This window comes from Cypionkella sp. (assembly GCF_034376685.1).
Classification (GTDB): Bacteria; Pseudomonadota; Alphaproteobacteria; order Rhodobacterales; family Rhodobacteraceae; genus Cypionkella.
The window spans coordinates 32897-45552 of sequence record NZ_JAXMJJ010000064.1; the positions used below are offsets into that span (position 1 = coordinate 32897).

Below are 12656 nucleotides of genomic sequence, written 5' to 3' on the forward strand. Positions count from 1 at the left end.
TCATGCCATCCAGTTGCCGCCGTCAACACCGAAGCATTGCGCGACGATGTATTCGGCCTCGGACGTGGCGAGAAAAATCGCCATTCCGATCAGATCGGCAGCGGTGCCCATCCGCCCAAACGGCACAGCGGCACCCACTTCGCGCTTTTTCTGGCCCGGTTGTTTGTTCTCATATTTGGCGAAGAAGGCATCGACGCCGTCCCAATGCTCGCCGTCTACCACACCGGGGGCAATCGCATTGACGTTGATGTTATGTTCGATCAACCCCAAGCCAGCGCTTTGGGTCAGGCTGATCACGGCGGCTTTGGTGGCACAATAGACCGCCACCAGCCCCTCACCCCGACGCCCCGCCTGCGACGCCATGTTGATGATCTTGCCGCCTTTTCCGCGCGCAATCATATGCTTGGCGGCAGCCTGCATACAAAACAACGTGCCCGACACATTCACCGCAAACAAACGGTCGAAATCAACGCGACTGATCTCGGCAATCGGCGCTGCGGTGAACAAGGCCGCGTTGTTGACCAGAATGTCCAACGCCCCCATCTGCGCAATCGCCGCCGCAAATCCCGCGTCAATCGAGGCTTGCGAGGTGACATCCATCTGCACGCCAATCGCCTTCGGCCCCAAGGCAGCCGCCGCTTTCGCGACCGCCTCGGCGTTGATATCGGCCAAGGCAACCGTCGCCCCCTCGGCGATATAGGCGCGGGCAAACTCCAGCCCGATGCCACGGGCCGACCCGGTGATCAGCGCGGTTTTACCAGCCAGCCTCATGCGATTGCCTTTCCGTCTGCGCCAAAGCGGTGCAGCTTGCCGGCCTGCGGCGCCAGTCCGATCTTGTCACCGGGGCGCAACGTCAACTCCCCTCCGGCACGCACGGTGATCGGGTCCAGCCCCGGCACCGTGATCTTCAGGAAGGTGTCAGAGCCCAGATGCTCGGACAGACCAACCACACCCTGCCACGGGCCATCGGCCACAATATCAAGATGTTCCGGGCGGATGCCGATAGTGGTGGCATTGTGCTTGGCGGCCTCGGCCCCGGTGATCAGGTTCATCTTGGGAGAGCCGATGAAGCCCGCGACAAAGGTATTCGCGGGTGCTTTATACAACTCCAAAGGCGAGCCCACTTGCTCGATCCGCCCCGCATTCAGCACGACGATCTTGTCCGCCATCGTCATCGCTTCCACCTGATCATGCGTCACATAGATCATCGTGGTTTTCAGCGACTGGTGCAGTTCGCTGATTTCCTGCCGCATGTTCACCCGCAACGCCGCGTCAAGGTTCGACAACGGCTCGTCGAACAGAAACGCCGATGGTTCGCGCACAATCGCACGGCCAATTGCCACCCGCTGCCGCTGCCCGCCCGAAAGCTGGCCCGGCTTGCGCTCCAGATAGTTCGTCAGGTTCAGGATTTTCGCGGCATTGGCGACCCGCGCCTCGGCGGCGGCGGGGTCCATCCCCGCCATTTTCAGCGGGAACATGATGTTCTTCTTCACCGACATATGCGGATACAAAGCATAGGATTGGAACACCATCGCCAGACCCCGCTTTGACGGCGGCAGATCAGTTGCGTCCTGCCCGTCAATCGCAATCGTGCCCGAGGTGGTATCCTCCAGCCCCGCGATCAACCGCAACAAGGTCGACTTGCCGCAGCCCGAGGGCCCAACAAAGACGACGAATTCACCGTCCTCGATAGACAGGTCGATCGAGGGGATCACATCGACTTCGCCGAAGGATTTGCGAACGGATTTCAGAGTTATCTTGCCCATGTGAACCTCACTTGACCGCGCCGAAGGTCAGACCCCGGACGAGTTGTTTCTGGCTGAACCAGCCAAGGATTAGGATTGGCGCGATGGCCATCGTGCTGGCCGCCGAAAGTTTTGCGTAGAACAGCCCCTCGGGCGAAGAATAGCTGGCGATGAACTGGGTCAGCGGTGCCGCCGACGAGGTGGTCAGTTGCAGGGTCCAGAACGCCTCATTCCACGCCAGGATGATGTTCAACAGCATGGTCGAGGCAATGCCGGGAACCGCCATCGGTGTCAGCACATACAGGATTTCCGAGCGCAGACTTGCGCCATCCATCCGGGCAGCTTCAAGGATTTCACCGGGGATTTCCTTGAAGTAGGTATACAGCATCCAGACCACGATCGGCAGGTTGATCAGGGTCAGCACGATGACCAGACCGATCCGGCTATCCAGCAGCCCAAGGTCGCGGAACATCAGATACATCGGCACCAGGACCCCCACGGCGGGCATCATCTTGGTCGACAGCATCCACATCAACAGGTCTTTGGTGCGCTTGCCGGGCACGAAAGCCATCGCCCAAGCCGCCGGAATGGCGATCAACAGCGCCAGCAAGGTCGAGCCCACCGACAAGATCACCGAGTTCCAGAAGTGCAGGCCATAGTTAGATCGGGTTTGCACCTCGGCATAGCTTTCCAGCGTCCAATGCGAGGACAGCATCGCAAAGGGGGCCTTGATCGCATCGCCTTCGGATTTGAAGCTCATCAGGATCGTCCACAGGATCGGGAAGAAGATCAGAAAGCCGATGGTCCAGGCCAGAAAGGTGACAAGCGCTTTGCGGGTGTTTGTGGTTTTGCGTGCCATTTCATGCGTCCAGATTCTTGCCAATCATCCGCATCAGGAAGAAGGCAACGATGTTGGCGAGGATGACGGCAATGATGCCCCCGGCGGAACCGCCACCCACATCAAAGCTCAGCAAAGACTGGGCATAGACGAGGTAGGGCAAGTTGGTGCTGGCTGTGCCGGGGCCGCCGTTGGTGGTGACCAGAATTTCGGCAAAGACCGACAGCAAGAAGATGGTCTGGATCAGAATGACCACGGTGATCGAGCGCGTCAGATGCGGCACGGTCAGATACCAGAACCGCGACAGCCACGACGCGCCATCCATCTCGGCGGCTTCTTGTTGCTCACGGTCCAACGATTGCAGCGCGGTCAGCAGGATCAGGGTTGAGAATGGCAGCCAGGCCCAGGCCACGATCAGGATGATCGACGCCAGCGGCGCATGCGACAGGAAATCATAGGGCTGCAAGCCGAAAGCCTTGGCGATATGCGCGAACATGCCGTTCACCGGATTCATGAACATGTTCTTCCAGACCAGCGCCGAGACCGTGGGCATCACGAAGAACGGTGCGATCACCAGCACGCGGACAATACCTTGCCCCCACATCGGCTGATCCAGCAGCAAGGCCAGCGCAATGCCGCCAAACACCGTGATGATCAGCACGCCCACGACCAGCGTGATGGTGTTGAACAGGGCATCCCAGAAAGCGGCATTGGTGACAAAGTAGTAATAGTTATCAAAGCCCGCGAAAGACGTGCCCGGCGTCAACAGGTTGTAGCGCAGGAACGAAAAGTAGATCGTCATCCCCAACGGCACGATCATCCACAAAAACAACAGGATAACGGCGGGGGAGACCATCAGTCGGGCGGCTGTGCGGGAATGCGCGGTGGCCATGTGAGGCTCCTTCAGCGGGCGTGACGATGGAAGGGAAAGGGTGCGGGGCCGCCTTGGGAGGATCGGCCCCGCGAGGGCAGGTTACTTGATGTAACCAGCCTTGGTCATTTCAGTCTTCACCAGCTCTTGCGCCGCAGCCAAGGCTTCATCCGCCGTGCTGGTGCCAGCCAAAGCTGCCGAGAACTGCTGGCCCACAGCGGTCGCAAAGCCCTGGAACTCCGGGATCGCGACAAACTGCACACCGGTGTAGGGAACCGGGTCCACTGTCGGCTGGTTCGGGTCAGCCGAGTTGATGCTCTCCAAAGTCATCTGGGCGAACGGCACCTTCTGGTATTCCGGGTTCGCATACAGCGACGACCGGGTTCCCGGAGGCACGTTGGCCCAGCCTTCTTTCGAAGCCACCAGCTCGGTGTATTCTTTCGAGGTCGCCCAAGCTACGAAAGCCTTGGCGGCATCAATCTTGGCCGAACCAGCCGGGATCCCCAGCGACCAAGCCCAAAGCCAGTTGCCGCGCTTGCCCAGACCATTGTCGGGGGCCAGAGCGAAACCAACCTTGTCCGCTACCGTCGAATCTTTACCCGTCACAAACGACGCCGCAACAGTGGCGTCGATCCACATCCCGCAATGGCCCTGCTGGAACAAAGCGAGGTTTTCGTTGAAGCCGTTGTTCGACGCACCGGGCGGGCCGTAGTTGTTCATCAGATCAAGGTAGAAGTTCAGCGTGTCTTTCCACGGCTGCTGATCGAACTGCGGGTTCCAGGCCTCATCAAACCATTTGGCGCCGAACGAGTTCGACATCGCGCTCAGGAACGCCATGTTCTCGCCCCAGCCGGCTTTGCCGCGCAGGCAGATGCCATACTGCTCTTTCGACTTGTCGGTCATCTTTTCGGCAGCGGTTTTGATATCCGCCCAGGTCGGCGCGTCCGGCATGGTCAGGCCAGCGGCTTCCATCAGATCCTTACGGTACATCACCATCGAGGATTCGCCGTAGAACGGTGCGGCATAAAGCTCGCCGTCCACCGTCAGACCACCCGCGATGGCAGGCAGCAGGTCGGCTTTGTCCCAGGCTTCCGGCAGATCGTTCAGGCTGACCAGCCAGCCCGATTTGCCCCAGATCGGAACTTCATAGGTGCCGATGGTCAACACGTCGAACTGACCGCCTTTGGTGGCGATGTCAGTGGTGACTTTCTGGCGCAGCACGTTTTCTTCCAGCGTGACCCACTCGACTTTGATGTCGGGGTTCTTGGCGTAGAAATCGTCCATCAGCCCTTGCATACGGATCATGTCGCCGTTGTTCACGGTGGCGACAGTGATCGTGGTTTCGGCCGATGCAAGACCCGCAAGGGTAAGCAGAGCCGTCGCGCCAAGCAGCGCGCGAAGCGTCATGTTCATTGGTATCCTCCCAGATCAGCGATTGAGCATTTCATCGCTTAGTGAGTAAATGCTCACATGAGGGCATGATCCGTCAAGCCCCTTTTTCCGCCGCATCTGCAAAGATTATGGGCGCTTTAACAATGCCAGCGCGGTCGGCTCATCCGTTACCAAGCCGTTGATAATTCTAGACTTCAGCGCGCCTGCAATCGCCGGAACCTTCGATGCACCCGCAGCAATCCCGATCGAGGGCCGGTCCAACTCAGGCGCGACCCGCACACCACCGGTGCGGGTATTGGTGCCAACATCAAGGTAAACACCCTTTGAGTCGAACACCCAGCCCGCGACTTCGCCCACCGCACCCGCCGCCTGCATCTCATCCAACTCGCTGCGCGATACGAATCCGTCCTTCAGCAAGGGCGCGTCATTGCTCATCTGGCCGACGCCGACAAAGACCACATCCGCCGCCCGCGCCAGATCGACCACCTTTTTCACCGGACCCAGCGCATGAAACGCCGCGTTTTCCTGCGGGGTCGGGCTGATCACCGGCACCGGCATCGGATAATGCGGGGCGCGCACCTTGTCGGCAATCCGCATCACCACGTCGAAGAACGAGGCCGAGCCATCCGGGGCAATATTGCCGATCAGCGACACCAGACGGTGCTGGTCGGCATCCATCGGGGTGATTGCATCCACCATGCCGCGCATCGCCCGCCCGGTGCCCAAACCGATCACCAAAGGTGCGGGCATCCGCAGGAAACGCTCCAACTCTGCCGCCGCCGCGGGCCCAATCGCCCGCACCCCATCGGTTCCCGGCCCAAGGCTTGGAGCCACCCGACAGCGCAACAGGCCAAAGCGGCGGGTCAGTTCGGCCTCCAGATCCAGACAGGCGCCAATCGGATGGTTCAGCCGCACATGAATCAAGCCATCCGCCATTGCCCGGCTGACCAGCCGCTGCGCACGTTGACGGCTGACGCCCAATTCGGTCGCGATCTGGTCTTGCGTCAAACCACCAACATAATACAGCCAGCCCGCACGGGCGGCGTCATCGTTCAGTGTCGGTTCTGGATCGGTCCGGCTCATGTTTGCCCCTTCAACTCCGGGGCAATGTCGTAGAACGCGGCGAAGGATGCAAACCTGTTGTGCGGCCGGGCATCCTCGGGCTCATCCAAAGCCCGGTCTTTTAGATGACTGCCCCCCGTAAACCGCCACACCTGCATCCCTGCCGCCAACCCGGCGCGAATGCCCGTCAGACTGTCTTCGATCACCAGACAGCGCCCCGGCTCCACCGCCATTTTCTGCGCCGCATACAGGAACAGATCCGGCGCAGGCTTGCCCCGCGCCACTAGGGTCGAGGTGAACAGCCGTTCGCCCGCCAGATGCCCCAGCCCCACCATGTCCAGCGATTTTGCCGCCCGCATCGGGCTGGATGAGGTGGCGATGCAATAGGGCACGCCCATCTGCGCGATCACCTCTGCCACCCCCGGCATGATTTTCAGCTCCTGTTCAAACCGCTGCAACAGGCGGGCGCGATACTGTTCCTCAAAATCCGGCGGCAGCGTCAGATTGAATTCCTCACGGATCGTGTTCATCACCGTGGGATACGACCGCCCAAGGAAATGCCGCGCGACATAGGCCAGATCAATCTGCACTCCACGTTCGGCCAGTGCATCAATCAGCATCTGCGCCGAGATGATCTCGCTGTCGATCAGCACCCCGTCGCAATCAAAGATCACCAGATCAAACATCAGAACAACGCGGCCAGCCGCCGGGTGTCGATGCCCGGCACAACATGGCCTGCGGGCTTGAACGTCGCCACATCCTCGCCCGCCACAATGGCATTCACCACCGCCTCTTCGACCGATTGCACCGCCGCCAGATACAGAGGATCAATCGCCTCGCCATTGATCTCGGTTTTCGTCAGCACCGCCCCCGCCCGCTGCGGCATCGGCCCCGGATTGGCCACCGACAAGGCCAGAAAAATATCGCCCGACGAATTGCCCCCCGGCGTGCCCCCCCGGCCAATCCCCAACGCCGCGCGCTTCGCCACCTGCCGCAGCGACAACCCCGACAAAGGCGCGTCGGTGATCAGCACCACGATGATCGACCCCAGCTCTTTTTGCGGCAAGCCCCGGTCAAACACCCCCTCCGGCATCAACTGGCCGACAGGCTTTCCCAACACCTGAAAATCCAGCCTGCGCCCGTGATTGGCCTGCACCAGACACCCCATCGTGTAGCTCTGCCCGCCGATCTCAAACACCCGCGACGACGTCCCCGTCCCCGCCTTGAATTGATAGGCGATCATGCCATTGCCGCCGCCGCACGAGCCCTCCCCGACAGGACCGCCGCGCGCTGCAAGCAAAGCCGCCACGGCATCATCGGCGGTGACATGCAACGCGTTGATATCGTTGAGCACCCCGTCATAGGTCTCGGCCACCACCGGCATCGCCCAGCCATGATCGGCCTGAAAGAACTCGGCGTAATGCTCGATCATCCAGCGCGTCACCCCGTGATGCACCGCCCCCACCCCATGCGTGTTGGTGATACAGACCGGGCCAATCATATAGCCCGCATCGTCGATCCAATGCGTGCCCGTCATCTCGCCATTGCCGTTCAACGCGTAGTGCCCGGCCCAAACCGGCACCGGAATGCCCTTGTCAGCCCTGGGGCGGATCGCCGTCACCCCGGTGCGCACATGGCGCGCCGGATCGGTCAACGTGGTAAAGCCCACTGTGACCCCTGCCACATCGGTGATGGCATTCAGCGGACCAGTGGTTCCGGGAAACGGCAGGCCAAGGGCGCGGGCGCGGGGTTTGCTCATCAGGAACCTCTTACTTCAGCCCATCAAGCACGCTGTAAACGCATTCGACAAGCAGCTTGCGGCGCGGGTCGATATCATCGTCAAAGCCCAGCATGTGGTTGGTGGTGTAGCCCATGCCAAACCCCGCCCCCGGATCGGCAAAGCCAAAGCAGCCGCCCCAGCCCGAATGGCCAAAACTCCCCGCCCGCGCGCCCTGCTGCATCAGCCCAAAGCCCGCGCCATAGGCCGCCTCGCCACCATGCGCCGCATCGACGCCCTGAAAGCGCACCTTGGTTGCCTCGGCCAACGCAGCGGGCGACAACAGCCGCGATGCTCCCGAGACCAAATCGCCATAGATCAGCGCCAAAGCCTTCGCCGTCGCCTGCCCATTCGCCCCGGGAATCTCTGCCGCCCGCCAAGCCCGCGTATTGGGCTCCACTGGCCGGATCGTCGGGTTTTCCCAAGCGTTTGGATGCGCAGAGCCCAGCACCTCGCGAATGCCGTCCATCACCCCGCGCCCCTCGATCACCTCAGCCACCCGCGCCTCCTCGGCTTCAGGCAAACCGACAAACATATCCGCCCCCAACGGCGCTGCAATCTCCGTCGCTAAAAATCTGCCAAACCCCTGCCCCGAAACCCGCCGCAACGGCTCCGCCACCAGAGCGCCCAGCGAAATTGCATGATAGACCGACCGACTGCGCGGCGGCCACAACGGCGCCATCGCGGCCAGAGCCTGCGCATAGGGCGCCCCCGCATACAGCCCCGCCAGATCCATCGGCACCGACAGACCATCCAAGCCGCCCTGATGCGACAAAGCCTCGCCCAGGGTAATGTCGCCCTTGCCGCCCGCCGCAAACTCCGGCCAATACCGCGCCATCGGCTGATCGTAATCGACAAGGCCCCGATCCACCAACATCGCCATCGCCACTGCAGCAATGCCCTTGGTGCAGGACCACACATTCACCAACGTATCCTGCTGCCAAGCCCGCGTAGCCGCGGCATCCGCAGACCCGCCCCACAATTCGACGACCAAAGCCCCCCGATGCACCACCGCGACCGAGCCACCATGCTGCCCCAGCGCAAAGCAATCCTCGAACGCTGCCCGCAACGGCGCAAATTCTGCCGTGGTAAACCCGTGAACCGTCATCGCCGTCCCCTCTGCCCATTTTCTCGCAGCATAGGCGGCCCGCAGCCGCCGTCCATTCCGCCCCGCGACCTCAAATGTCGGTTTCCTTCGGCTTTGCGTCGGCGATTGCTGCCGATTCCACATAACCTTGCTCATTTTCTGCGCTGCAGCATCGCGCGACGCCCGCAAAACAGGCATCTGCCCAGTCAATCCGCTTTTGTCGGCGGCTTCCCGCGCAAGACCGTTGCCGCATCGTCCCCCCCGGCCTTTTCTGCAAAAGCTTGGGTCTGCTCAAGCAAAGGGTGTGCGGCAGCGATTGGTTTTGGACGGCCTCGCCACCGCGCGTTTGCAACAAAAGCTGCCCTCTCATCATGGACGTTCTTCCCTTGAATGGAAGCGCCAGAGCGGGCCCAACAGGGGACGTAACATGAAACTCACCAGACGCGCGCTACTGGCTTCCGGCATCGCCTCGCTTGCCCTGCCGCGCATTGCCTTCGCTGCCGGAGAAACCATCAAGATCGGCGTGCTGCACTCGCTGTCGGGCACGATGGCAATTTCGGAAACCACGCTGAAAGACACCATGCTGATGCTGATCGAGGCGCAAAACGCTAAGGGCGGCCTGCTGGGCAAACAGTTGGAGGCCGTCGTGGTCGACCCGGCCTCGGATTGGCCGCTGTTCGCCGAAAAAGCCCGCGAACTGCTGACGGTGTCCAAGGTTGACGTGATGTTCGGCTGCTGGACCTCGGTGTCGCGCAAATCCGTGCTGCCAGTGATCGAAGAGTTGAACGGCCTGCTGTTCTACCCGGTGCAATATGAAGGCGAGGAATCCTCGAAAAACGTGTTCTACACCGGGGCTGCGCCAAACCAACAGGCGATCCCGGCGGTGGATTACTATCTTGAAGAACTCGGCGTCAAAAAATTCGCCCTGCTCGGCACCGACTACGTTTACCCGCGCACCACCAACAATATTCTTGAGGCTTACCTGATCTCGAAAGGCATCGCCAAAGAGGATATCTTCGTCAACTACACCCCGTTCGGCCATTCTGATTGGTCGAAGATCGTCGGCGACGTGGTGGCTTTGGGCGCTGATGGCAAAAAAGTCGGGGTGATTTCCACCATCAACGGCGATGCCAACATCGGCTTTTACAAAGAACTCGCCGCCGCTGGCGTGACGGCTGACAAACTCCCCGTCTGCGCCTTCTCGGTGGGTGAAGAAGAACTCGCGGGCCTCGATACCTCGAACCTCGTCGGTCACTTGGCCGCATGGAACTACTTCATGTCCGCCGATACCCCAGAAAACAAAGCCTTTATCGAGCAGTGGCACGCCTATATCAAAGACGAAAAACGCCCGACCAACGACCCGATGGAAGCGCATTACATCGGCTTCAACATGTGGGTGAATGCGGTCACCGCCGCAGGCACCACCGCCGTTGACGCGGTGTCGGATGCGATGATCGGCCAGAAATTCCCAAACCTGACCGGGACCGTGGCCGAGATGCTGCCGAACCACCACCTGACCAAACCCGTGCTGATCGGCGAGATTCGCGCCGACGGTCAATTCGACATCATCTCTCAGACCGAACCGGTTCCGGGCGACGCCTGGACCGATTTCCTGCCGGAATCCGCAGTGCTGGAAGCCGATTGGAAAGACCTGAAATGCGGCATGTATAACAAAGAAACCAAAACCTGCGTGCAGTTGAAGTCGAACTACTGACGAATGCGGAGGGGCCACTGGCCCCTCCCCCCCCTCCCCACCGGAAATTCCCCATGCGCTACCTGCTGGCCTGCGTTCTGGCGCTGATTTGCGCCGCCCCCTTGCGCGCCGAAACCGCCGCTGAAATCCTTACCGCCAACACGGCTTTGGTCGAGAAAGCCTCGCGCCAGACCATCGCCCCGGTGATTGACGCTTTGGGGGCCAGCGGTGACCCGGCAGCCAGCGCGATCCTTGCGGCATGGGCTGAAAAAGGCCTCGGCATCCGCAAATCCGACGGCGTCTTCTTCCTGATCACCCCAAATGCCGACGGCTACGCCCTGCGCGACCTGACCGGCGCCGCCGCAGGCCAAGCCGCCAAATCCGACATCACCGAGCTGAAACCCAACGCAGGCGTACGCGGCATGATCGCCACCGCCTTGGTGCAATTCACCCTGTCTGACCCTGATGCGGTCAAACGCGCCGCAGCCTTGGATTCCATCGCCAAAGATCCAAAGCCCGAGGCCCTCGCCCCACTGCGCGCCGCCATCACCAATGAACCAGACACCACGCTGAAAGCCCAGAAACAGCGCCTCGAACGCCTGCTCACCCTGCGCTTTGACCCGGACTCGAACGCCCGCATCAAAGCCATCGACAGCTTCGGCGCAGACCTCGGCCTTGATCTGCGCGGCGCTTTGAACCCCCTTCTCGCCACCACCAAACTCGCCGCAGCCGAACCGCCCACCAGCAACATCGCCCGCGAGTTAAAACCCGGCCGCGACATCACCGAGACCGAAGCTTACGACCTGCTTGTCGCCGCCAACCTCGCCTCCGCCCGCCTCACCATAGAAGCCGCCCGCACCGCCCTGATCGCCAACCTCGTCAACGGCGAAGTCGGCGGCGTCCCCCTCGCCGACCTCAACACCCAAGCCGCCCGCGACCGCGCCTACACAGCGCTCGAATCTGCAGGCACCGTCCCACAAGCCGCCACCGATGACGAGGCGACCGCCGCCCTCAAAGCCCATCATTTCTACGATATCTACACGGAAGCAGACCCCGCCGTCACAACAGCAGCCGCCGCCGCCCTCAAATCCATCGGCCACAAAGTCGCCGCCATGCAGGCCGCCGACCTTGCCCTTGACGGCCTCTCGCTGGCGTCAATCTACTTCCTCGCCGCCATCGGCCTCGCCATCACCTTCGGCGTCATGGGCGTGATCAACATGGCCCACGGCGAGTTCATCACCATGGGCGCCTACACTGGCTATGTCGTGCAGCTTTATGTCCCCAACTACACCGCCTCGATCCTGATCGCCCTGCCGCTGGCCTTCGCCGTCACCTTCGCCGCAGGCGTCGCGATGGAGCGCCTGATCATCCGCCACCTCTACAAACGCCCGCTCGAAACGCTTCTGGCAACTTTCGGCATCTCGATCGCCCTGCAACAAATCCTGAAAAACGTCTTCGGCACCCAAGCCCGCCCGCTGACCTCCCCGGCATGGCTCGACGGCGCGCTCAGCTTCAATGACGTGGTCTCGATCAGCTACATCCGCATCGCCATCTTCGTCCTTGCCCTGCTGTTTCTCACCTTCTTCCTCTGGCTGATGAAACGCACCCGCCTGGGCCTCGAAGTCCGCGCTGTCACCCAAAACCCCACTATGGCGGCAAGCATGGGCATCAACCCCGACCGCATCAACATGCTGACCTTCGGCCTCGGTTCCGGCATCGCAGGCATCGCAGGCGTCGCCATCGGCCTGTTCGCCAAAGTCACCTCCGAACTCGGCACCGACTATATCGTGCAGAGCTTCATGACCGTGGTTGTCGGCGGCGTCGGCAACATCTGGGGGGCGCTGGCCGGGGCCACCATGATCGGCGGCATCCAGAAAATGATCGAGTTCCTCAACCCGTCGAACACCCTCGCCGCCCAAACCTACATGATCCTGTTCATCATCCTGTTCATCCAATTCCGCCCCAGAGGCATCATCGCCCTCAAAGGCCGCGCGGCAGGAGATTGATCATGCCATTCAACATCTTCCTCGATGCGACTGGCCGGGAAAAGCGAACTCTCCGGTGGAGAGTTCGCCCCGACCACGCAGAAACCTTGGTGCAAACCATTTCCGCAATAGCCGCCAGAGGACAGCGCCTGACCTGGCGGGCGAGAAGCGCCTGCCATGGGCAGGTCAGGCGCTGTCCGGTGGCT

General features: G+C 61.4%; 11 protein-coding genes. 2 read left to right on the top strand and 9 right to left on the bottom strand.

The features are described 5' to 3' along the window. The 9 genes from U1A24_RS12580 to U1A24_RS12620 all read right to left on the bottom strand — a co-directional run bounded on the left by U1A24_RS12580 (nt 1) and on the right by U1A24_RS12620 (nt 8793). Nucleotides 1–771, bottom strand: a complete 771-nt coding sequence (locus U1A24_RS12580) for an L-iditol 2-dehydrogenase (RefSeq protein WP_322322314.1) — start codon at nt 769–771, stop codon at nt 1–3. Continuing rightward, on the bottom strand, nt 768–1766 hold the full coding sequence (locus U1A24_RS12585) for an ABC transporter ATP-binding protein (protein ID WP_322322315.1): 999 nt from the start codon (nt 1764–1766) through the stop codon (nt 768–770). Before U1A24_RS12585 ends, U1A24_RS12580 begins: the two co-directional genes overlap by 4 nt. A 7-nt stretch (nt 1767–1773) precedes the next feature. Further along, nucleotides 1774–2604: a carbohydrate ABC transporter permease gene (locus U1A24_RS12590; RefSeq protein ID WP_322322316.1), complete on the bottom strand. Its 831-nt coding sequence runs from the start codon at nt 2602–2604 to the stop codon at nt 1774–1776. A gap of 1 nt (nt 2605) precedes the next feature. Next, nucleotides 2606–3475: a sugar ABC transporter permease gene (locus tag U1A24_RS12595; RefSeq protein ID WP_322322317.1), complete on the bottom strand. Its 870-nt coding sequence runs from the start codon at nt 3473–3475 to the stop codon at nt 2606–2608. 81 nt (nt 3476–3556) lie between these two features. Then, complete coding sequence (locus tag U1A24_RS12600; RefSeq protein ID WP_322322318.1) at nt 3557–4867, bottom strand: sugar ABC transporter substrate-binding protein; 1311 nt, start codon at nt 4865–4867, stop codon at nt 3557–3559. Between the two features lie 105 nt (nt 4868–4972). Further along, nucleotides 4973–5929: a sugar-binding transcriptional regulator gene (locus U1A24_RS12605; protein WP_322322319.1), complete on the bottom strand. Its 957-nt coding sequence runs from the start codon at nt 5927–5929 to the stop codon at nt 4973–4975. Then, nucleotides 5926–6594: an HAD family hydrolase gene (locus U1A24_RS12610; RefSeq protein WP_322322320.1), complete on the bottom strand. Its 669-nt coding sequence runs from the start codon at nt 6592–6594 to the stop codon at nt 5926–5928. The genes U1A24_RS12605 and U1A24_RS12610 overlap by 4 nt, the downstream gene beginning before the upstream one ends. Next, nucleotides 6594–7667: a P1 family peptidase gene (locus U1A24_RS12615; protein WP_322322321.1), complete on the bottom strand. Its 1074-nt coding sequence runs from the start codon at nt 7665–7667 to the stop codon at nt 6594–6596. Before U1A24_RS12615 ends, U1A24_RS12610 begins: the two co-directional genes overlap by 1 nt. 10 nt (nt 7668–7677) lie before the next feature. Beyond that, nucleotides 7678–8793 carry a serine hydrolase domain-containing protein gene (locus U1A24_RS12620; protein ID WP_322322322.1) on the bottom strand — a complete coding sequence of 372 codons (1116 nt, stop codon included), beginning with the start codon at nt 8791–8793 and terminating at the stop codon, nt 7678–7680. A gap of 406 nt (nt 8794–9199) precedes the next feature. Here U1A24_RS12620 and urtA point away from each other — a divergent pair, with 406 nt between their 5' ends. Together urtA and urtB are read left to right on the top strand one after the other, a co-directional pair. Continuing rightward, entirely contained in the window at nt 9200–10486 is a 1287-nt protein-coding gene (gene urtA / locus U1A24_RS12625; protein ID WP_322322323.1) for an urea ABC transporter substrate-binding protein, read from the top strand. 53 nt (nt 10487–10539) lie between these two features. Beyond that, nucleotides 10540–12471, top strand: a complete 1932-nt coding sequence (urtB, locus tag U1A24_RS12630; protein WP_322322324.1) for an urea ABC transporter permease subunit UrtB — start codon at nt 10540–10542, stop codon at nt 12469–12471. The last annotated feature ends 185 nt before the right edge of the window (nt 12472–12656 follow it).

What these genes read in the sequence shown, in the direction of transcription:
- U1A24_RS12580 (WP_322322314.1), bottom strand. Translation starts at nt 771, where the DNA reads ATGAGGCTGGCTGGTAAAACCGCGCTGATCACCGGGTCGGCCCGTGGC.
- U1A24_RS12585 (WP_322322315.1), bottom strand. Translation starts at nt 1,766, where the DNA reads ATGGGCAAGATAACTCTGAAATCCGTTCGCAAATCCTTCGGCGAAGTC.
- U1A24_RS12590 (WP_322322316.1), bottom strand. Translation starts at nt 2,604, where the DNA reads ATGGCACGCAAAACCACAAACACCCGCAAAGCGCTTGTCACCTTTCTG.
- U1A24_RS12595 (WP_322322317.1), bottom strand. Translation starts at nt 3,475, where the DNA reads ATGGCCACCGCGCATTCCCGCACAGCCGCCCGACTGATGGTCTCCCCC.
- U1A24_RS12600 (WP_322322318.1), bottom strand. Translation starts at nt 4,867, where the DNA reads ATGAACATGACGCTTCGCGCGCTGCTTGGCGCGACGGCTCTGCTTACC.
- U1A24_RS12605 (WP_322322319.1), bottom strand. Translation starts at nt 5,929, where the DNA reads ATGAGCCGGACCGATCCAGAACCGACACTGAACGATGACGCCGCCCGT.
- U1A24_RS12610 (WP_322322320.1), bottom strand. Translation starts at nt 6,594, where the DNA reads ATGTTTGATCTGGTGATCTTTGATTGCGACGGGGTGCTGATCGACAGC.
- U1A24_RS12615 (WP_322322321.1), bottom strand. Translation starts at nt 7,667, where the DNA reads ATGAGCAAACCCCGCGCCCGCGCCCTTGGCCTGCCGTTTCCCGGAACC.
- U1A24_RS12620 (WP_322322322.1), bottom strand. Translation starts at nt 8,793, where the DNA reads ATGACGGTTCACGGGTTTACCACGGCAGAATTTGCGCCGTTGCGGGCA.
- urtA (WP_322322323.1), top strand. Translation starts at nt 9,200, where the DNA reads ATGAAACTCACCAGACGCGCGCTACTGGCTTCCGGCATCGCCTCGCTT.
- urtB (WP_322322324.1), top strand. Translation starts at nt 10,540, where the DNA reads ATGCGCTACCTGCTGGCCTGCGTTCTGGCGCTGATTTGCGCCGCCCCC.